14 protein-coding genes and 2 pseudogenes are annotated in these 22,443 nt (G+C 37.1%); 11 read left to right on the top strand and 5 right to left on the bottom strand.

Features of this window, described 5'->3' with window-relative positions:
* Positions 1 to 2,325: phosphoenolpyruvate synthase (gene ppsA, locus P20495_RS20200; protein ID WP_033015159.1), on the bottom strand; the 2,325-nt coding region annotated here is incomplete at its 3' end.
* 157 nt (positions 2,326 to 2,482) lie between these two features.
* On the opposite strand from ppsA, the gene P20495_RS16190 reads away from it, so the two are divergent.
* Positions 2,483 to 3,292, top strand: a complete 810-nt coding sequence (locus tag P20495_RS16190) for a pyruvate, water dikinase regulatory protein (RefSeq protein ID WP_008134408.1) — start codon at positions 2,483 to 2,485, stop codon at positions 3,290 to 3,292.
* 63 nt (positions 3,293 to 3,355) lie between these two features.
* Here the strand turns inward: P20495_RS16190 and P20495_RS16195 are convergent, their stop codons facing one another.
* Positions 3,356 to 4,705 carry a class II 3-deoxy-7-phosphoheptulonate synthase gene (locus P20495_RS16195; RefSeq protein ID WP_008134407.1) on the bottom strand — a complete coding sequence of 450 codons (1,350 nt, stop codon included), beginning with the start codon at positions 4,703 to 4,705 and terminating at the stop codon, positions 3,356 to 3,358.
* Between the two features lie 859 nt (positions 4,706 to 5,564).
* On the opposite strand from P20495_RS16195, the gene P20495_RS16200 reads away from it, so the two are divergent.
* Positions 5,565 to 6,440 (top strand): DNA replication terminus site-binding protein, encoded by an 876-nt coding sequence (locus P20495_RS16200; protein ID WP_008134406.1) that lies wholly within the window; start codon positions 5,565 to 5,567, stop codon positions 6,438 to 6,440.
* 67 nt (positions 6,441 to 6,507) lie between these two features.
* On the opposite strand, the gene P20495_RS16205 is transcribed toward P20495_RS16200, so the two are convergent.
* Complete coding sequence (locus P20495_RS16205) at positions 6,508 to 7,722, bottom strand: hypothetical protein (RefSeq protein WP_008134405.1); 1,215 nt, start codon at positions 7,720 to 7,722, stop codon at positions 6,508 to 6,510.
* Between the two features lie 774 nt (positions 7,723 to 8,496).
* On the opposite strand from P20495_RS16205, the gene P20495_RS16210 reads away from it, so the two are divergent.
* The 5 genes and pseudogenes from P20495_RS16210 to P20495_RS16230 all read left to right on the top strand — a co-directional run bounded on the left by P20495_RS16210 (position 8,497) and on the right by P20495_RS16230 (position 16,792).
* A complete protein-coding gene (locus P20495_RS16210) occupies positions 8,497 to 9,735 on the top strand; it encodes an AAA family ATPase (RefSeq protein WP_007378808.1) in 1,239 nt (412 codons plus the stop codon).
* 15 nt (positions 9,736 to 9,750) lie between these two features.
* On the top strand, positions 9,751 to 10,713 hold the full coding sequence (locus P20495_RS16215) for a transcriptional regulator (RefSeq protein ID WP_007378809.1): 963 nt from the start codon (positions 9,751 to 9,753) through the stop codon (positions 10,711 to 10,713).
* Between the two features lie 423 nt (positions 10,714 to 11,136).
* Positions 11,137 to 14,283, top strand: a complete 3,147-nt coding sequence (locus P20495_RS16220) for a DEAD/DEAH box helicase (protein ID WP_008134404.1) — start codon at positions 11,137 to 11,139, stop codon at positions 14,281 to 14,283.
* A 748-nt stretch (positions 14,284 to 15,031) separates the two neighbouring features.
* Positions 15,032 to 16,498 (top strand): DNA recombination protein RmuC, encoded by a 1,467-nt coding sequence (gene rmuC, locus P20495_RS16225; RefSeq protein WP_007378811.1) that lies wholly within the window; start codon positions 15,032 to 15,034, stop codon positions 16,496 to 16,498.
* A gap of 103 nt (positions 16,499 to 16,601) precedes the next feature.
* Positions 16,602 to 16,792 (top strand): annotated as a pseudogene (locus P20495_RS16230) (DUF3185 family protein).
* Positions 16,793 to 16,828: 36 nt separating this feature from the next.
* On the opposite strand, the pseudogene P20495_RS16235 reads toward P20495_RS16230, so the two are convergent.
* Positions 16,829 to 17,235: pseudogene (locus P20495_RS16235) on the bottom strand (MerR family transcriptional regulator).
* Positions 17,236 to 17,335: 100 nt separating this feature from the next.
* On the opposite strand from P20495_RS16235, the gene P20495_RS16240 reads away from it, so the two are divergent.
* Positions 17,336 to 18,586, top strand: a complete 1,251-nt coding sequence (locus P20495_RS16240) for an NADH:flavin oxidoreductase/NADH oxidase family protein (protein WP_008134400.1) — start codon at positions 17,336 to 17,338, stop codon at positions 18,584 to 18,586.
* An 86-nt stretch (positions 18,587 to 18,672) separates the two neighbouring features.
* The gene (locus P20495_RS16245; RefSeq protein ID WP_008134399.1) at positions 18,673 to 19,248 is read left to right on the top strand and encodes a DJ-1/PfpI family protein; all 576 of its coding nucleotides are present in this window, start codon (positions 18,673 to 18,675) and stop codon (positions 19,246 to 19,248) included.
* Between the two features lie 45 nt (positions 19,249 to 19,293).
* On the opposite strand, the gene P20495_RS16250 is transcribed toward P20495_RS16245, so the two are convergent.
* Positions 19,294 to 20,199, bottom strand: a complete 906-nt coding sequence (locus tag P20495_RS16250; protein ID WP_008134398.1) for a LysR family transcriptional regulator — start codon at positions 20,197 to 20,199, stop codon at positions 19,294 to 19,296.
* 106 nt (positions 20,200 to 20,305) lie between these two features.
* Here P20495_RS16250 and P20495_RS16255 point away from each other — a divergent pair, with 106 nt between their 5' ends.
* Both P20495_RS16255 and P20495_RS16260 read left to right on the top strand, forming a co-directional pair.
* Positions 20,306 to 21,082, top strand: coding sequence for a class III extradiol ring-cleavage dioxygenase (locus P20495_RS16255; RefSeq protein ID WP_008134397.1), 777 nt, complete (start codon positions 20,306 to 20,308; stop codon positions 21,080 to 21,082).
* An 80-nt stretch (positions 21,083 to 21,162) separates the two neighbouring features.
* Positions 21,163 to 21,840 carry a haloacid dehalogenase type II gene (locus P20495_RS16260; RefSeq protein ID WP_008134396.1) on the top strand — a complete coding sequence of 226 codons (678 nt, stop codon included), beginning with the start codon at positions 21,163 to 21,165 and terminating at the stop codon, positions 21,838 to 21,840.
* The last annotated feature ends 603 nt before the right edge of the window (positions 21,841 to 22,443 follow it).

The following is a 22,443-nucleotide window of genomic DNA, read 5'->3' as shown; positions in this document are numbered from 1 at the left end:
TGGATTTAGTGAAACAGAGTCAATACCCTGGTCTACTAACCATGCTGCAAAGTCTTCGTGATCTGAAGGACCTTGACCACAAATACCTACGTACTTTCCTTTTGCTTTAGCTGTTTTAATTGCCATAGAAAGTAGCTTTTTAATTGCAGGGTCACGCTCATCAAATAAATGTGCGATTAAACCTGAATCACGATCAAGACCAAGCGTTAACTGTGTTAAATCGTTAGAGCCAATAGAAAAACCATCAAACATTTCTAAGAATTCATCTGCAAGTAATGCATTCGAAGGCAGCTCACACATCATGATTACTTTAAGACCATTATCGCCGCGTTTAAGGCCATGTTCTTCTAGTAATTCAATTACGCGTTTGCCTTCTTCAAGGGTACGTACGAATGGGATCATGATTTCTATGTTAGCCATATCCATGTCATTTTTTACGCGTTTTATAGCTTCACATTCTAGTGCAAAACAATCGCGGAAGTCTTCAGAGATATAACGAGCTGCACCACGAAAACCAATCATTGGGTTTTCTTCTTCTGGCTCGTATTGCTGGCCACCCACTAGGTTTGCGTATTCGTTTGATTTAAAATCAGACATACGAACAATTACACGCTCTGGTGCAAATGCACACCCTAGAGTAGAAATACCTTCAACCAGTTTTGTTATGTAAAACTCTACTGGTGATTCGTAACCGGCAATCATGTCAGTAATTTCTGCTTTTAATGCATCTGTTTGAGCATCAAAATTTAATAACGCTTTAGGATGAACGCCAATCATACGGTTGATAATAAATTCAACCCGCGCAAGGCCAACACCCGCATGCGGTAAGCGTGCAAAGTCAAAGGCGCGATCGGGGTTACCCACGTTCATCATAACCTTCATTGGCAGTTCTGGCATTTTATCAACGCGCGACGTTAATATTTCAAAATCTAAAATACCTTCGTAAATAAAGCCAGTATCGCCTTCGGCGCATGATACAGTGACTTCTTGACCCGCTTTAATTAAATCTGTTGCGTTACCACAACCAACAACTGCTGGAATACCAAGTTCGCGTGCAATGATTGCCGCGTGGCACGTACGACCACCACGATTTGTAACAATCGCTGCAGCACGTTTCATGATTGGTTCCCAATCAGGGTCGGTCATATCGGTTACTAAAATGTCGCCTACTTGTACTTGATCCATTTCTTTGATTGAATCAAGAACACGAACAACACCGCTACCAATTTTATGACCAATTGCACGGCCTTCAACAACAACGTTGCTTGTGCCATTTAATTGAAAGCGTTCCATTACGTTAGAGTCTTCGTTTGAGCGTACAGTTTCTGGGCGTGCTTGGACTATATATAGTTTGCCGTCGTTACCGTCTTTTGCCCATTCGATGTCCATAGGACGACCGTAATGTTTTTCGATGATTACAGCTTGCTTGGCAAGCTCTTGCACTTCTTCATCTGTAATCGAAAATTTATTTGAAAGCTCAGGGGCAACATCAACGATGTCTACTTGCTTACCGTGTGCTTTATCTTCTGAGTAAATCATTTGAATGGCTTTAGAACCAATGTTACGACGTACTACTGAAGGTTTATTTTTAAGGAGTGTTGGTTTATGAACATAAAACTCATCAGGGTTAACTGCGCCCTGTACAACCATTTCACCTAAGCCGTAGCTTGATGTAATAAATACAACGTCTTCAAAACCAGACTCTGTATCAATGCTAAACATTACGCCAGATGCTGATTTATCTGAACGTACCATGCGCTGAATACCCGCTGATAGGGCTACACCACGGTGATCGTAACCTTGGTGAACACGATACGAGATTGCACGGTCGTTAAATAATGAAGCAAATACGTGTTTAATAGCGACCATGACTGAATCGATACCAACAACGTTAAGGAAAGTTTCTTGCTGGCCTGCGAATGATGCATCTGGCATATCTTCAGCGGTAGCTGATGAACGTACTGCGAATGATACATCTGCTGCAGTATCGCCATGAAGTTGGCTATATGCGTCGCGAATGGCTTGATCTAGGTTTGGTTGGAATGGTGTGTCGATTATCCATTGGCGGATGTCGGCACCTACTTTAGCGAGTGTATTTACATCATCAACATCAAGTGTATCTAGGATGTCATGAATTTTGGCGGTGAGTCCTGATTGATCTAGAAACTCATTAAAAGCATCTGCGGTAGTTGCAAAACCACCCGGTACTTGTACACCAGCGTTTGCGAGGTTTGAAATCATTTCGCCAAGTGACGCGTTTTTACCGCCAACTCGAGGAACATCTTGCATACCAAGCTCTTGATACCAGAGAACGTATTCTTGCACGGATCTTTCTCCAAAAAAAACAAATTGTAGGTCTAACTGTGAGAGTTAAGAAAGAAAACCTTTTATAAAGGTCGTCATCATTCTACACTGGCAACAGTCCTCACGTAAACCGTGGGAAACCCATTTTAGGGATTTAAACGCAATAAAAAGGTTAATTATGAGAACTGCTTTTTATATATCAGATGGAACAGCAATTACTTCAGAGGTGTTTGGGCATGCGACTTTGTCGTTGTTTCCTATCGATTTTAATCATAAAACAATTCCATTTGTAGAAACTGAAGAAAAAGCGCACGAAATTAAAGCTTTAATTAATGCAACTGCTGTAAAAACAGGTGAAAAGCCTTTCGTGTTTTTTACTTTTGTGAATCACAATTTAAGTGAAATTATAAAATCGGCTGATGCAGTTACGTATGATTTTTTAACTACGTATAGCGAAAAAATAGAAAAAGAACTCAATGTAGCCCCTGTTCCAAAAATGCATCGTACGCATTCTATCCACGAAAAAAGTTATGATTTTAGAATTGATGCAGTTAACTATGCTCTTATGAATGATGATGGCGGAAATATTAAAAACTTTTCCGAGGCAGACATCATTTTAATTGGCGTTAGCAGAAGTGGCAAAACACCGACAAGCTTATACTTAGCACTGCAGTACGGCATTAAAGCGGCTAACTACCCTATTACAGAAGAAGATTTAGATAATGAAGGTTTGCCTAAATGTTTAGTCCCTTATAAACATAAGTTATTCGGTCTTACGATTGACCCTGAGAGACTTGCGGCAATTAGACATAGACGTATGGCTAATTCTAAATATGCGTCTATTAAACAGTGCCGTATTGAGGTGCGCGAAGTGGAAATGTTGTATAAGCGGCACAAAATAGCTTACTTTAATTCTACGCATCATTCTGTTGAAGAAATTTCTGCAAAAATACTGATAGAAACAGATTTAGAGCGACGTAAGTACTAACTTACTCATCAGATTTGAAATAAAAAAACCGCAATTAAGCGGTTTTTTTAGTATTAACAAATATTATTTACGTGCGTCTTTTAGTAAATCTGCGACTAAAAAGCCTAACTCTAATACTTGGTCGGCGTTAAGGCGTGGATCACACTGCGTTTTGTAACGCTGTGCTAGATCATCGTCAGATAAACCGTAAGCACCGCCTGTACACTCTGTTACGTGCTGACCTGTCATTTCTAGGTGAACACCACCTGCATATGAACCTTCTGATTTGTGTACAGCGAAGAACTGACTGATCTCACGCATGATATTATCGAAGTTACGCGTTTTGTAACCTGATGTCGCTTTTTCAGTATTGCCGTGCATTGGATCAGAACTCCAAATTACTTTACGGCCTTCTTGTTGAACTCTTCTTACTAGCGCTGGGAGCTTTTCTGGCAGTACGTCTGCACCCATACGTGTAATTAGCGTTAAACGACCAGGAATGTTATCTGGGTTTAATGCATCAATTAAACGAATTAGATCATCTGGGTCCATACCTGGGCCAACTTTAACACCAATTGGGTTTTTAATGCCTTTAAAGAACTCAATATGCGCGTGGTCTAGTTGGCGTGTACGTTCACCAATCCAAACAAAGTGAGCAGAACAATCGTACCAATCACCCGATAAATGGTCGCGACGAGTAAGCGCCTCTTCGTAACCAAGTAATAAAGCTTCGTGAGAAGTGTATAAATCGGTTTCTTTTAAGCTTGGCGCAATTGTAGAGTTAATTCCGCACACTTCCATAAACTCTAGTGCGTCTTGAATTTTATCTGCAAGTTGTTGGTATTTTTCTTTAAGTGGATTTGCAGCAACAAAGCCCATGTTCCAGCGATTAACCTGGTGAAGATCGGCTAGGCCACCTTGTGCAAATGCACGTAATAAGTTTAACGTAGCGGCACTGTGATGATAAGCCGTCATTAAACGTTGTGGATCCGGTATACGTGCTTCTTCTGTAAACTCAATATTATTAATGATGTCGCCACGGTAAGATGGTAAAGACACGCCATTAATTGTTTCTAAGTCTGCTGAACGAGGTTTAGCGTATTGACCAGCCATACGCGCTATTTTAACTACAGGGCATTTACCGCCGTATGTTAATACAACTGCCATCTGTAAAATTGTTTTGAATGTATCGCGAATGTTAGCTGCATTAAAATCGCTAAACGACTCTGCACAGTCACCACCTTGAAGTAAGAATGCACGGCCTTCGCACACATCTTCAAGTTGTTTAAATAAGCTTCTTGTTTCTTCAGCAAAAACTAAAGGCGGAGCCGTCTTTAATTGGCCTTCTACTGATTTAAGTATTTCTTGATCTGGGTACTGTGGTTGCTGCAGTATTGGCAGCTCTCTCCAGCTATTTGGGTTCCACGATTGCATGTTCTTTCCTCATTCCTACATTACCTGATAAGAAGAAATTACCGTATGCAGGCCCCTATGTTCAAGGACTAAATTCACTATTTACCAATTATTTAGTTATGAGTTAAGTATAATAGTAATCTTATTTAATCCATGTGGTTATATAACATACACTTTAGTTTTATCTTTAATAAACTAAAGTGTTTAAATACAAGCAATTATAGAGCGCTAATTGCAATTTTAGCGCATTGAGAATAAATAGAACATAAGGGTTTATTATATGTAATTTAACTAAGAACACATCATACTTAAATGGTGAGTAATGTAGCCTTAACTTTACAGTGGAATTTAATTAATAGTTAGCAACTACTATGTGCAGGCCTTAATGTATGATATGGCGGATGTGTTAATCATTTATTTGCATGGTAAAGTATTCACAAACAGAACTAGATTCACAAGCGCCAAAACGTAAAGGTGTGGTACGCAATTTTCGTTTTCTCTACCAACACGATAGTGTTTATCATGATTAAAAACCCAAATGGTAGAGATATTTTTAGAATGATGCTGAAGTTAAAAACTTTTATATTTAGTCTCATTACCGTGTTACTAATACGATATAAGTTCGTTTAACTCATCTCCCCTACTCTTAGTTAATCAGCCAATTCAGAACTAAGTGCATTAACTGATTGATGTAATACAAAGATCAAATATGTAAAGTTTAATTCTTTGTTTAGGGATTTCACTTTAAACAAAGAACACATCATACTTTATTTAATCAAAAAATATATATAAGCACTGAGTGAATTTTATTATTTATTTAGACAAAGCAAAGTGCATGTAATAATATTGACCTAGTAAGATGTGTTCTTTGGGGTGTGTAATGGTAACTAAGGTACAAATTAGAAGTCAGTTTGATTTAATGAACGAGTTAACTTTAAGGTTAATTGAAGAACTGAAAGAGTGTGAATTTTCCAAAGCAGAGTACTATCAGTTACCTGATGTTAGTAGTATAGATGAAAGTAAAGTTCCAGAATCTATAATCGTTTCTAAAATATCGGGCGCTTCGGCTCAAAAAGCAATCCTGCACTCATTTTCTGACATTTATAAAAAATCGGGCTTAAGCAGTCGTGTTTTAAAAAGGCACCCAGGCTTGCTTGTTATTAAAAATGCAGATAAACACGCTTTAAATAATCGTATAGCCCAAGTGAATAAAGCTAAAGCTACATTTAAAGAATGTATTTTAGCTATTGATAGCAACGATGCGCGATTTGAAGCTGTTCACAATGCTATACCAAATTTAATAACGCTTGCTGCATATCGTAAAATTCATAGTGAGAGTGAATCCCCATTTTCAGTTAGGTTTACCTGGATGCACAAACATGCAACAAAAACACTTACTAAAAAAATGGCACTAGAGATGCTTGATAAATCGGCCGGTTATCGAAACCCAAGAATGATCGATCAGCAAAAATGGCAATTACTTGTAGCTCAAGAACAAGCACGAGTTGCTAGTTTAGGTGAAAAAGAAAAACTACGAATACGCCGCCCTACTCGCGTAAGTCCCCAAGTAAATGTAAGATACACGGCACAAAATAGATATCACGTTAGTGCAGCATTGCCATTTATCTTAATTAATCCGGAACCCGATGTAAAACTTGGCATATTACAAAACTATGAAAAACCATTAAGCCATCCACGCAAACGAGATTATGACTTTTTAGTCAACAGACTTTACTTAGAACAAGTAGATAAATGATTATGTTAAAAAGGCCACATTAAGTGGCCTTTTAGGTAGTTTATTGGATAATAAAATAAATTCGTTGCTATTTTTCTACTATCTCTTCAATTTTATCTTCATCTATCAAAACCGCATTTTCAACAATGCGTTTACCACCTTGAATCTCAATACGTTTGTTATGCTTATTTAATGTCAGTATTTCGTCACAAAACTGATCAGACGGGTGCATTTCGTATGTGTAATCAATAATGTTACCAGTTTTGTCATCTTTGACGTTTGTAATGCTGTATTCTGATATCGCACCTTTTTCAATCAAATCTTTCATTGTTGTTGTCATATCACGGCGTAATGCTTTTAATTTATTCTCAGTAATATTGTCAGTTGAATAAATAGAACCGTACTTTTCCATAATAGAAAGCAATCTAAAATGATATGTTTTACCTGGAGCAGCATATCGCCAAAGATGGTACAAACGAAGCATCATCCAACGCGACAATCCCCGTTTTAATTCTTGTGCGCTATTAAAGTAATACCCTTTGTATTCAAGGTTATCAATCATGTTATGAACAAATGCATTTAAGCAAGCTACACATTTAACATTGCCGCCTTGACCTTTTTTCCCACTAAAATGTAGTGACGATAAAAAGTTCATGTTTGATTCGTAAAAGGAATCATCAATGTCAGAGTTTTTTGTATCTGTTGCCGAATATTTAAACGAAAGTTTAGAGCCTTGTAATGCTTCAAGTGATTCTTTAATTGCAGGATACGGCATTGATTGCCCTACCGCTTTGAGCTCTTGCGCTAACTCATTCATAGAAAAAACCACGGCATATTGAATACCGGACTTAAAATTAATTTTTACTATTTTACCTTTTGAAGCCAAACGAATTAGGGCTCGCTCTACTTTTTCTTCTCTATCTGATGGCCAAACCAAATATTCTACGTCTTCGCCATCTTTACGAGTACTCACAACAGCAGGTGTTATTTTTATTTCGCCATCATATAAAATACCGTCCACTTTTTCTGATATTTTACGTGTAATGATTGTTTTTTTCGGTGCTTCTTCAAGCGGCAATTTCTTATGGCCAGAACGAACAAAGCGTCCCCATAAATCATAGTGATTAAACGTATTTGAATAAGCACGTAATCCATGAGCAGCATTTTCAATAGAAATGCGAACATCTTTATTATCTGTAAATAGTGCTAAACTCTCGTTATCAATTGCACTTTCCACCCCGTGAATTTGGCCTCTTAGTGTATCAGGCAAGTTATCTACCGAGATGTTGACCTTTCGGCTCATTGTTCTTATTTCCATTTTTATTGCGACAGTTAATAACAACACATAAAACAAGAAAAGTTAAATGTTTAAGTTAGTATAAAAGTGATCTGACTTTAAATAAAACATTCAGATCACTTTTATACCAACTGTTGTCAATTTTTGGTGTTTTCAGATCATTATTATACTAACAAGTGAGTTATAAATCTCTTTTTTACTAACTCGGCTATTATTTTGTCCAGTGTAATTGATATTTTATTAAATTAAACACGACAAATTACGCTTTTAAGTAATTCTCCTGTGGATAAAGCAATATCGAGTTAGAATAGATCTGATCTGTACTTACTACAGATCAGATCTATACTAATTCAATGCCCCTTTTATCTAGTAGACCCGTGCATAACTTTATAATTTACTTAGTAAAAATCGGATCTCAAGAGGTGTTTTTGTTTATAACTTAATGAGTAAGCTGTGCATAACTATATATCTCAATTAGTCCTTAGTAAAAAGCTGATCTGAGTGTTAATAAAGATCTGATCTTAACCAAGTATAAAAGTGATCTGCTTTTTTTAATATTATTCATATTTATCATCAAGTTATATGCTAATTATACACCCTTAACCTTTATTACCTTATATATTTAACCACCTTTAAACTTCTTTATTTATACTAAACAATATTAATGATGTAAAAATATTATTAGATGTCTTCTTTTTAAAATGCATGTCGCCATAAATAGTTGTTTACAGCAAATTGAATGGACATTATACTTACTGCCTAACTTTGAGGAAGGAAAGTATGTCTATCAACAATAATGCGCTAAATACCTATCGACTTTTAAAAGCGACTGCTGAAGTTGCAGAAAAGTCATTAGAAGGACGTATTCAACATTATCGCGCTCATCTTAAATCCGAAGAAAAAGAGTTAAGAACATACACCCAAAAAGCAGCAGCCGATTTACTAGGTTGTAATAATCGTACCTTAAAAAGACGCCATGATAATGGTGATTTTGATGATTTAAACATAAAACGCGGTGCAAATGGCCATTATGCTTACACACTTGTAAATATTTTTGCAATGGCTGATATTATGGATATCAAGCCTGATCACCGCACTAGCGACGACAAACTTCAAGTTATTGTTATAAACTCCCTCAAAGGCGGTTGTGGTAAAACAACCAGTATGGTTAATATTGCAGCGGCACTTGCCACAACCAATATTAAACGTTATCGCATTGGTATTATTGATTTAGATCCACAAGGTTCATCATCTAGCTTCTTCCCCTCTAGCGAACATGATCCAATTACTGTTGGTGATTTAATGCGCGATTGCATAGATCTAGACGAAGGCGAAACATGGCCTGAATTTGTATCAAACTCATTTTTACCTACGCATATTCCAAATATTCGCGTTTTACCATCGGGTATGGATGACTTTTATTTTGAGCACGAAACTGCCACTTTATTAAAAGATACTTCAAATTATGAGCAAACTCGCCATTATCATAAGTTATTAGAAAAAGTAATCGAGCCGGTTCAAGATGAGTTTGATATTTTACTTATTGATACAGCTCCAACTCTTAACTTTATGTTTTATAATGCATTAATGGCATCTACAGCGATGCTTATTCCTGTTCATCCTGAAGCTGTCGATTTTGATGCAAACAATAAATATCTAAAAAGGTTAGGCGAGATTTATCATACTGTTGCTGCGCTTGGACATGAAGGTTGGGACTTTATGCAGTTTCTTGTGACCAATTATGTAAAAGGTAACCATTCACAACGCGATATTGTTAAAGATGTTCGAAGTGCATTTGGCCGCCAAGTAATGAGTTACCCAATTAACCACAGTTCTGCAATTACAGCGAGTTCTTCATCTTTTAATACTATTTTTGATCAAAAAGCGTCTGATAGTTTAGCCAGTCGTGAATCGCTTATGCGTGCACAAGAAAACATTAAAGATGTTGTTGACGAACTTGAAATGCTAATTCGATCTAATTGGCAATCCACACAATCAAAATTAAATACGCCTAAGTAAGGATGTTAAATAAAAATGGCTAAAAAACGTAAAAATGACACCCGCTTAGATCCATTTGCAACAGCTGTAGGCAGCAGTAGTCTTGATGCATTACTAGAACAAGCGAATGCTGGCGATGTAATTAGAATGCCTGCACCGAGCGACCCTGCTCGTCAAATTACGCTTGTTTGTAAAGTGATCGCACATGCTGATATTGAATCTACCACTGGTGTATATGGCAAAAATCGTCGCGTACAGGCACTTCTTAACGAAAAGTCAGTATCAGATATTCTTCCTGCAATTAGCGATGATGGTCGAAATCAGCACCCTGCTTTGCTTTGGGATCAAGGTGACAAAAGTTTAGTGCTTGCAGGTTCACGTCGTCGTATGGCCTGTATTCTAGGTAACGCTGATTATTTAGTGCTTAGCTCAAGTGACTTTACTGAACAAGATGCAAAAATTTTAGCTGTTTCATCTGATCAATACATAGCACCAAGTTTATGGGAGTTAGGACAAGCTTATCAACAAACTAAAAATGAATTAATTGAACAAGGTAAAAAAGGATCTTACCGAGAAATAGCTGCTCTTGAAGGTGTTTCGCATACTGCCATTGCAGATGCAATTAAAGCCTATGAACAAATACCAGCTGAGGTTATTGCGCTTTATCCTACGGCTAATCATGTTGGTAGAGAAGTTGCTAAAAAGCTTGTTATTGCAAAGGAGCGTGATCCTGAGAGCTTTAATCGGTTGGTTCAAGAGCTAGCAAGTAACAATGACATTAACGCGATTACAAGCGACGACAAGCGTGCAATGGCTGTTACTAAATGCTTAACAGCTGAACCGCAAACTACAGTAAAACGCGAAGCTGTTCTCGAAAATGATTTTGTTTCACTTCAACGAAATCTTAAAAGCGGCGATGTTTCTATAAAAATAAACAACAAAGTGATGACAGACAAGCGCTTAGAGCAACTTACAAAGCTATTAAGTGCTTTTAATTAGTTAGTAAAATAGCGATCTATCCAGTTTGTTTTGTTAGTTAAATATTGATCTGCAATATTATTTAGTTAGTATAAATCTGATCTGTACACGCCGTTAATGTGCTTATTTAGCCTGTTTTATTGCGTAGATCATTTTTTTACTAACTATTCGCCTCTTTTTTATCTATTCACCATATGTTTTAAAAAGTGTTAGTAAAATTCTGATCTAAAAGCGCTCTAACTATTGTTTAAGTTGTTTTTATTTTTTGAATCAGCAACATTTTGCAATTTATTCAACAAAATCCATTCTAAATTTAGTTATAAACCGATTTTTTACTAACCAATCAACTCCAACCAGTTTATATTGCGTTAATATAGCTTTAGCTCAGAGCACATAAGGCATATACTGGCAGAATTATTTTTAAAAACTAATCCTTAGAGTGACATGTCTGCTAACTTATCAAAAAATGATTTACTGGCTATTTTTGAAGAAATTAAAAATGAGCAGGCTACTCAGTTTCCTCTTTCAGAACGCTTTATAAATAAGCTGTTTCGACCCAATGTGCTAGCCAAAGGTAAAGAGTATTACAAAAACGGAAAAATCAGTTGGTTAGAGCATACTCCTAACTTTTCTGTTGTTGATTCAACTGTGCTAGGTGATAACGGTACACCGTTCAATCAGCGTATAGAGATCAGTAAAATACCAACTGGTTATTCGGTTGATACACATTGTACGTGTAATATAAAAACTAAATGCCGTCACCTAGCAGCAATTTTATTAAAACTAAAAATAGAGCACTCTGGTGAATACGGAGAAGATTACTTTATTAATGATTGGTTTAGTGAGTTAAGCGCACTCAAAAGCGCCGAGCAAACAATACCGTCGCAAGTTTTACTCTTTGTATTAGATATTGAAAATAACAAAGTATTTTTATCACCTAAAATAGCTAATTATGATAAAGATCAAAATTACACATTAGGTCGTAACCTTACCGATCAGCAACTTAATAGCTTTATAACCCCGAATGATTTACTCGAAAGTGATTTTAGACTTTATAGTTGGATCCGTTCACAAAATGCCGTAGGTAATATTGAACTCAAAGGTTTATGGGGTTTTAATGCGTTGCAACAACTTATTGCTACAGAACGATTATTTTTACAACGCTCTCGTGTTGCAATTAAGCCACAAAGTGCTCAAGCGCTGAACTTTAACTGGAAACAAGAAAAAGATTTAACGCAGTTGGGTATTAATTTAGAGCAAAGCAAAAATTGGGCACTGATTAAAACAACGCCACCTACATACATAGATTTAGATTATTTAAAAATAGGGCGTATACGTACGCCATTAAGCGCTGATGAAATCTCACATTTGCAAACAATACCCGCTTTACATAGTGCTAACTTCGATCGGATTTATAAGCAGTTAGCAGATAATTTTGGTGCGGGCGTTATACCACATCCAACAAATTCACAAACAACGCTACCTAAAGCAGCTAGTAATGCTGTTTTAAAAGTAACTACGGGTGAACAAGGCTTAACGCTTTCATTGTTATTTAAGTATAAAAACAAGAATTATTTAGCAGGTGCAGCGCCTGCTAGCTTAATAAACAATGCGTTTGAAAATACCGTTAAAAATGAATTAGTGAATTTAGGTTTTGAGTTTTGTAAAGGGGGTTTACAAAGTGAGTTTGTTTTTACCAAGCAGTCCCCTATTCATTTACATTGGCTTACCTATGAAGTATTTCCAAGTTTTAAAGAGCGCGGTTGGAAAGTAACGATTAGCAAAATGACAGTTGCCAATCCACAAAGCGAAGTTACACTTTATGCGAATCGAGCCGCAGGGCATCAAATGCATTGTAAAGTATTACTTAGTGGTGCAAAAGCTGCGCTACTTTTTAATAATGAAGATTTAACTTATCAATCATTAAATCGTCAAAGTGAGCTATTTCATTACTATCCAATGGGTCGTCAATTTGGCGTTATCAATAAATCAGCTATTAATTTACTAACTGAATTTAAGCAACGCTTTGAGTTTGTAAAAACAAGAGACGAATTTAATATTCCGCTTTCGTACTTGCCTGAGCTTGTAAAACACACCGCAATAAATGTTGAGCTTCATGACGACTCTTTAGAGCTTTACTTACAAGAACTAAATAATACCGATCACGCTATGCCAAAGGTATCTTTACATGGCTTAAATGAGTCGGTAGAGCTTAGAGAATACCAACAACAGGGCGTTGATTGGTTAAGCTTTTTAAAACGTCATAAGCTTGGTGGTATTTTAGCTGACGATATGGGTTTAGGGAAAACACTGCAAGTGATTGCTTTTTTAACTAGCACGTATAATCGTCCGCAAGCTGGCCCTACTTTAATCGTGTGTCCGACAAGTTTGGTGAGTAATTGGGAAAATGAAATAACTAAGTTTGCTAAAGGCTTAAAAGTAACAACTATTTTTGGTTCTCATCGAAACGAGCCACTACAGCACCTTGCTCAATCGCAATGCATACTGACAACTTATCCGCTGTTAAAACGTGATATAGCGTATTACTCGCCATTATATTTCGAAAATATAATTCTCGATGAAGCGCAATACATTAAGAATGACACAGCACAAGTATCGCGCTTAGTTAAACGACTTAATGCTGATTTTAAGTTATGTTTAAGTGGTACGCCAATCGAAAATAATTTACTTGAGCTTAAATCTTTACTCGATTTTGCTATGCCATCATTACTTGGTTCACAAGCTCATTTTAAGCAACATTTTCAAACTCCAATTGAACGTGAAGCTGACATGGAACGTGCTGAACAGTTAAAAGCGTTGATTATGCCTTTTATATTGCGCCGTACTAAAGCGCAAGTAGCTCAAGAGTTACCTGAAAAAACAGAGATAACAAAAGAGTTTGAGTTTGAACCTAAACAAAAAGAAATGTATCAGGGGATTACACGCTCTCTTGAAGAAAAGTTAATAGACTTATTTGCAGAGCAAGGTGTTCAAAAAAGTAAACTAGCCTTTTTAGAAGCATTATTAAAGCTTAGGCAAATTTGTTGTCACCCTAAATTAATAGAGCCTGATACGCAAGCTGGCTCTGCTAAATTAGAATGGCTCACGATCCATTTACCATTGATGCTGAGCCTTGGTCGTAAAGTAATTATATTCAGCCAGTTTACTTCGGCACTCGACTTAATTGCTAAGCGCCTAGATGAAATAAATATAGATTTTAGTCTACTTACAGGACAAACTCGCCATCGAGATAAAGTAATTGATGAATTTACTAGCGGTAAAACATCGGTATTTTTAATTAGTTTAAAGGCCGGCGGCACAGGTCTTAATTTAACGCAGGCAGATACCGTTATACATTTTGACCCTTGGTGGAACCCCGCAGTAGAAAAACAAGCAACCGATCGCGCTTATAGAATTGGACAAACGAACCCTGTGTTTGTATATAAACTCATAATGAGTAACTCAATTGAGCAAAAAGTATTTAAAATGCAAGAAGATAAGCAAGCTTTAGTTGATGCATTATTTACTGATAAATCAATGAGTTTTACCCAGTTTGATGAACAGCAAATGTTGTCATTAATAAAAAACTAGAATCTTTTTTGAACTTAATTAATTAAAGTGCGTCTACTACTTTGCTTGTTGTTAAATTGCAGTTTACACAAGCGATAATGTTGATTTCCCTATTTAGTTACTAATTTTAGTAATGATTGAGCCAGCCCATTTTGAGTTGGCTTTTTTTATGTCTAAAATATAGTGTTAAGCAGTTATTTTAAAATTTTTTATTTTTTATGAACTTAATTTAAAAACAGGCGTCTACTATTATGCTTGTTGATTAATTGCAGTTAATACAAGTTTTATGTTGATTCCCCCCTATTTAATTACTAATTTTAGTAATAATTAAGCCACTTCATTTTGAACTGGCTTTTTTTATGCCTAAAATTTGCCAATTCCAATCAACCACTACTCAGATAAACGAATTTTTACCAATCTGCTTTGGTATGAAGTGATTTAATTCGTTCAGTTGTTCAAATACCTATGCTGATTGGTATCACTTAAAGTTATTAAATTATTTTTGAATTAATTACTTCATTTACCGGTCTACTGTAATACCTGTTGTTATACAACTTAGCCAAATAATGTAATTTATTTTGGCAAATGTGTATTTAAGTTGCAGCTTGCTCGGGTACATGTTGATTTTCCCTTTGATTACTTAATTTAGTAATATTTAGCCAGCTTATTTGAGCTGGTTTTTTTATGTCTGTAATTTCTTTGCTCCTCTACTTCTATTGCTTGTTATTGGTTATGATGGCATGTCTCTAAATCTTATAAGTTTATTTTTATGCTCACTCAAATACTCACTAACATCGATTGGTTAAGTGCAGGCGCTGGTGCTATTTTAGGTATTGTATTTTATGGTGTTATATCTGCGCAGCTTAGCAAAAAGCTACACCTAAAAATAAGCGAACAACAACAACAGCTTTCACTCTTACAAAATCAGTTTGATAATAAAGAGCTACAATACAGCACCTTACTTGAGGATCACGAACTACTCGAACATACTCACCAAGAGCAGCGCGATGAGGCGCAGCATTTTAAAACGCGTTTTAGCGAACAAGAAAAACAAAGCATTCAATACAACCATTTTTGGCGCAAAGCCGAAGACGAGCTTACAATGCTTCGTGAGCAATATAATCAACGCGATGTTGAGTATAATAATATGCGCACCACCCTTGAGCAGAAACAGCAAAGCTTTAGCGAGCAACTCGCGCAAATTGAGCAAAGTAAAAATATGCTCAAAAAAGAGTTTGAAAATCTAGCCAATAAAATTCTAGAAGAAAAATCACAAAGCTTTAAAACCTTAAATCAAGAAAGCATTGAGCAATTATTAAAACCAGTTCAAGGCGAGCTAAAAGGTTTTAGAGAAAAAATGGAATCAATACACGTTGAAGATATAAAGCAACGGACCGCGCTAAAAACTGAGCTACTGCATTTACAAGCCAAAAGCCAAGCTATAACAGATCAAGCCGATAAGCTCAGTAACGCGCTACAAGGGCAAAAGAAGACCCAAGGTAATTGGGGGGAACTCATGCTCGAAAACGTGTTAGATAGCGCAGGCTTACGCGCAGGTGTTGATTACAAGCGCGAAGTGTCGTTTAACACTGAAGATGGCCGCTTACGCCCTGATGTAGTTGTGTACTTACCACAAGGCCGCCACTTAGTTATTGATGCTAAAACATCATTAAATGCTTATACACGCTACGTGAATGCTGAAAATGAGTTAGATGCTAATCAAGCGATTAAAGAGCATGTAAATGCGGTTACAGCACGTATTAATGAGCTTGCGAGTAAATCTTACGACCGTTTGCCTGGTATTAACTCGCCAGAAGTGGTGGTTATGTTTGTACCAATAGAATCAGCTTTTGTTGAAGCGCTTAAATATCAAAGTGATATTTACCAACAAGCAATCGAAAAAAATATATTAGTAGCCACCCCCACTACCCTGCTGACTAGTTTAAATATTGTTAAACAGCTTTGGCGTTTTGAAGAGCAAACCAAATATTCAAAAGAGTTGGCAAATCGAGCTGAGCGTTTTTATAACAAGCTCAATGGTTTTTTATTGAGTATGGAAGGCGTAGGTAAGCAGCTTGATAAAGCGAAAGAAAGTTACGACAAAGCGTTCTCGCAATTATACCGCGGTAAAGGTAATTTAATTAAACAAGCATCAGAGTTTAAAGAGCTTGGTGTATCGGTACAAAAAGAGTTACCTAGTGAGAGCGTTGAACGTGCGCAGCTAGAGCTCGATTAAATTATTTTAAGTGTTTTGACTTAAAATAAAAACTTACCTTAAGTTTTAAAGCACACTTAAGTAAATATTATTAAATAATGTACGTTAGAGATTAGAGGTGTTTATGAGTAATAAGATTATAGGTATTGTTTTAATCGTTATAGGTATCGCTTTAATTATGTGGGGATATGACGTGTATGATGCGGCGGTTTCGCAGTTAAGCCGTGCATTCAGTGGTGATACACCAATAGAAGCATGGGGGGTATTATTGGCGGTGCCATCTGTGTATTAATTGGCATTAAAAAGCTTAAGTAATATAAAATACAGCTTATTTTAGTAAGCTGTATTCATTTATTCGTAATCTATCACTTTTAGTAATTCATTCAATTTGCCTTCTGGCAGGCATTCGCCTTTATCCCAATAAGAGTTGAGTAACGTAGTTAAACTGCCAATACGTTGTGACTTTTTCTGCATTTGCTCAATCAAAATGTCAGCTTCTTTTTGTTTTTTTCTAAACGTTCAATTATTACTGTGTGGTTTAGCTCGTCGTTTTCGTTACGTAATAAAGGTATTTCGTTGAGTGAAAACCCCAAGCTTTGTGAAAATTTAATTAACTGCAATTTTTCTAAGTTTTGTTGGGTGTACAGCCTATAACCATTAGCACTGCGAGTGGTTGGTGTTAATAACCCTTTGCTTTCGTAAAAGCGAATAGTACTGGCGGGTATGTTGGTAAGTTTTGCAAGTTCGCCTATTTTCATAACTAATAATAACTCCACTTTACATAAACTTAGTAGGTTGACCTTCAAGCTAACTTTAAGGTTATAGTCGCTTTAATGTCAATTTAATTAGCCCATAACTATGCGTAACCCTGTATTTACCCCTTTTACCTTGCCAAGTGGTTTAGTATTAAAAAACCGTATTGCCAAAGCCGCTATGGAAGAAAACCTTGCGCAAGAGGATCAAACGCCCTCCCAAATACTCAAAAATGTTTATAGCGCATGGGCAGTGGGGGGAGCTGGGCTAATTATTACTGGCAATGTAATGATTGATCATTTAGCGATGACAGGCCCAGGCGGCCTTGTGCTTGAAAAAAGTACCGATATTACTGCCTTTGCAGAGCTTGCTCGTTTATCGCAGCAAAATAATTGCAAAGTGGTGATGCAAATTAATCACCCTGGTAGGCAAGTATTTAAAAAAATGGGTGGAAAGGCTCTATCAGCGTCAAGTGTTGCACTTAATATGGGTAAGCACTCGCACTTGTTTGGCGTACCAAAAGCGATGACGAAAACTGATATTGACGATGTTATTACCCGCTTTACACAAACTGCGCAGCAAGCTGAAAAAGCAGGTTTTAATGGCGTACAAATACATGCAGCGCATGGTTATTTACTGGCTCAGTTTTTATCGCCACTAACCAATAAGCGCGACGATAAATGGGGAGGGAGTTTACAAAATAGAGCTCGCTTACTCCTCGAAATAACCCGCAGTATTAAAGCTACTTGCTCACTTACCTTTTCGGTTTCGGTAAAGTTAAACTCTGCTGATTTTCAACGAGGTGGGTTTGAACCCAGTGACGCGCAAGTTGTAGTGGACTTATTGAATAAACTCAATGTTGATTTTGTAGAGCTTTCGGGTGGTAGTTACGAAGCACCTGCCATGCAAGGAAAAACAGGTGATCAGCGCACACTTGCCCGCGAAGCGTATTTTTTAGAGTTTGCAAAAGCGATTAGCCAACGCTCATCAGTCCCAATAATGACTACAGGCGGTATTAGTCGCTTATCTATTGCCAACAACGTGATTGAAAGTGGCGTTGCCCTCGTGGGTATTGCCACTGCGCTTGCATACCAACCAAATTTACCAAACAAATGGCAAAATGAGCCACTGCAATTAGCCGTGTTACCCAATGTTACTTGGCAAGATCAAACCCTCGCAGGACTTGCCACTATGGCACTGGTTAAAAGACAAATACGCCGTATAGGCCAAGGCAAACCCGTAAAAATAAATGCCTCACCAGTATTTACTTTAATTAGCGACCAACTACGCTCGGTTAAATTAACTAAGCGTTACCGTAAACGCTTTGCTCATGAGCTTAATGTTGAGGCTAAGTAGGGTTTTTTAAATTAAAATAATACACCAATGATGATTTTATAGGCTAAGGTAAAGCTTCATATTAATTTGAGCTTTTTGAGACCTAAATGAATATAGGCATTTATATTTATGATAACGCAGAAGTACTCGACTTTTCAGGCCCTTTTGAAGTTTTCAGTACCGCTAAGCGTTTAGCTGAAAATAACTGGAATGTATTTTTTATTGCGGAGCAAAGTAAGCCTGTAATAGCGCGCGGAGGTTTTAGTGTAAACCCCCATTACAACTTTTTAGATCAACCTCATATTGATTTATTAATTGTGGTAGGTGGCGATCACACCGCCGAATTTAATAAAAAGCAGGTGATTGATTGGATCAGTAAAAGTGCAAAAACAGCTACTCGTGTTGCGTCTGTATGTACGGGCGCGTTTTTGCTCGCAAAAGCCGATTTATTACATGGCTTAAATGTAACAACGCATTGGGAAGATCAAAATGAATTGGCGTTATTATTTCCTGATTTAAATGTAATTAGTGATAAACGTTGGGTGCAGCATAATCAATTTATCACATCAGGGGGGATCTCGGCTGGCATAGATATGAGCCTGCAATTAGTCGCATTGTGCAGTACTGATGAATTTGCTTGCTTAACAGCAAAACAAATGGAATATCAGTGGCATAAAAAATAACAGGCCCAAGTGAAACTACTTATACAACTGTTTGTAATCGACATATCACTCCCCTAAGTCCCAGTATGGGGTATCGCCATAAAAGTCGCTCGCAAAATCAACAAAAGCACGCACTTTGCTCGGTAAAAACTGTCTATTAGCATACACCATGTAGAGTCCCATTGGGTCGGGTTCGTAGTCTTGTAAAATGCGCACTACTTTACCTTGAGCCAGCGCTTCGCCTGCAATAAATGTGGGCTGCATAGCAATACCACCTCCCGCAATGGCTGTATTTAGTAGTAAGTCACCATTGTTAGCCACAAAGTTACTTTCAAGCTTTAGCTCGCTTTTTAGCTCATTAACTCCAAATAGGCGTTTTGTGGGCTCGCTAAGGGAATAGCGTAAATAGTTATGTGACTGTAAATCTAAAAGCGTTTGTGGCGTGCCATGGCGTTCTAAATAGTCGGGTGACGCAAATACAGCTAGGTGTATAGGGGCAATTTTTTTAGCTATGAGCGTTGAGTTTTTTAATACGCCAATGCGCAGCGCAATATCAATACCTTGCTCTACTATGTCTACATATTGGTCTGTGAGCCGTAAGTCTAACTTTAAATTTGGATACTGCTTTTGAAAATCAACCAGCAAACCTGCTAAATGCTTAGTACCAAATGACATAGGTGCACTAATACTAAGCACACCCGAAACATTCTCGCTTAAGTTATTTAGTGAGTTTTCCATGTCTTCAATATCAACAAGCACCTGCTGACAACGCTGATAATATTGGTTCCCAGCCTCTGTTACACTTACTTTTCGCGTTGTACGGTGTAATAAACGCGTGTGTAGATTATCTTCCAGCGCAGAAATATATTTGCTGACTAACTGCGGGGAAATATCGAGCTTATCGGCCGCTTTTGAAAACGATCCTTCTTGCACAACGGCCAAAAAGGTTTTCATGGTGGTGAGTTTATCCATCTTTAACAATACTTTATTGATAATGTATAAATAAATACCATATTTATCATCAAAATAAAAACTAATATAGTGCTTAATAACACATCTATTTGTTTAAGGCTTTAGCATGACTCAGCCCGCTTTATTTATATCTCACGGTTCGCCAATGATGGCTGTACAGCAATCGGCTACGTCAGATTTTCTTGTATCATTAGGTCAAACGCTTAGTAAACCACGAGCTATTGTGGTGTTTTCTGCCCACTTTGATGAAGCGCACGATATAGTTATTACATCGGGAGATGCGCCGCAGACTATTCACGACTTTTATAACTTCCCCAAGCCCCTATATGAAATTCAATACCCAGCACCGGGGGACCCTAAGCTCGCTAATACTATTAGTGAGTACTTTTACAAGGCGGGTATTAAAGCCGTGCAAAGTGCCAAGCAAGGTTGGGATCATGGTGTGTGGATCCCGCTGCGCTTAATGTACCCAGCAGCTAATATTCCTATAGTTCAGGTATCTATTAATACACGTCTTGGCACTAAAGCGATGTATAAATACGGACAGTTACTTGCACCATTGCGCAGCGATAACGTATTAATTATTGGCTCAGGCGGTATTAGTCACAATCTACGTGAAATATTTAAAAGCCCCGCTACACCTAACCGTGTTCAAATGGTTAATGAGTTTACCCATTGGGTTGAGCAAAAGTTAATAACGCAAAACACCCAAGCGTTACTTAACTATTTAAATGAAGCACCCAATGCTTTATTTAACCACCCTACTGCAGAGCACTTTTTACCTCTTTTTGCTGCGCTTGGTAGTGGTGACGGTCAAGTTGAAAAAATACATAAAGACATCGAAATGGATATTTTAGCGCTTGATGCATACAAGTTTTATTAAATTGAGCGTTCGTTCAAATTAAGTTAAGCTGTAAGCAAGTACTCTAAAACCAACTTAATTTATTTTATTGCGGAGCAAACATGGCAACTACACTTGCATTTGACGTATACGGTACGCTAATAAACACTCACGGCGTACTGTCCTTACTCGACGACATGATTGGCGATAACGCCCAAGCATTTTCAAATACATGGCGCGAAAAGCAATTAGAGTATTCATTTAGACGTGGATTAATGCAAAATTATATTCCCTTTTCGCTATGTACAAAACACGCACTCGATTACGCCTGCTTAGCGCACAAAACCGAGCTAAGTGAAGATCAAAAAGAGCAACTGCTAGAGCTTTATAAAACGCTTCCTGCGTTCGATGATGTAAAAGCAGGTCTTGAGCAACTAAAAGCAAAAGACTACCGTTTGTTTGCATTTTCAAATGGGGCTGCCGACGCAGTTCATACCTTATTAGAAACCGCTGGCATTAGTGAGCTTTTTGAAGGGGTAGTAAGTGCCGACGATGTTAAAACCTTTAAACCAAACCCAGGGGTTTATAGCCACTTTTTACGCGAAACCAATTCGACAGGCGCAAACACGTGGCTTGTATCAAGTAATCCGTTTGATGTAACCGGTGCCATATCGCACGGTATGCGTGCAGCGTGGATTCAACGATCTGAAGAGTCTATTTTCGATCCGTGGGAAATACAGCCAAATACAATCGCAACCGATTTACTCGATTTAAAAGTAAAATTAGAAAGCGTTAACTAATTTTAATCATACCCTTTATACCTTTGGTGTTTGTGCATTTTAGGTGTAAAGGGGGTTTACGTTTGAACCACTATTAATGCTATATTTTTTAGCAAGTGTTTATTTACTCGTCTAGTTTTTTACCCCTACCCTCTTAACTTAATCTCTGTATTAATAAGCGCAATTAATGCTCTATTTCATCTAAATTAGAGCTGATATCAGAGCGCTCATTCCCTATTGATAAAATGTGATAATTTTGTGATTAATTCGTGACACAGTTGCGAAACTTACCTTCCATAATGTTCCTAAATTAAATAACAAACTTTAGGTTTTAGCTTAGAACAACAGCATTACTTGATATCAACAGGTTTAGATTAATTAAAAAAATTATCAGTTTTTGATTTTTTTCATAAATAAGCATTATTTATTTTATAAACGTCTGGTTTTTTAAACTTAAAGCGAAATAAAACATGCTAATTGAAAATCACGATAAAAATTTAGTTAATTACTTCAAAATTTAAATTTAATAAATTAGTGGAAAATAAAAATGAAATTTAAAAAAGATCACAATGAAAAAAGTTACATATTAAAGGGAATATCTTTTTCAGCCATCGCTCTATCTAT

It is taken from the genome of Pseudoalteromonas sp. BSi20495, assembly GCF_000241185.1.
GTDB classification, from domain to species: Bacteria; Pseudomonadota; Gammaproteobacteria; order Enterobacterales; family Alteromonadaceae; genus Pseudoalteromonas; species Pseudoalteromonas fuliginea.
Note: the sequence above shows the minus strand (reverse complement) of the source record. Positions and strands in the feature narration are given on the sequence as shown.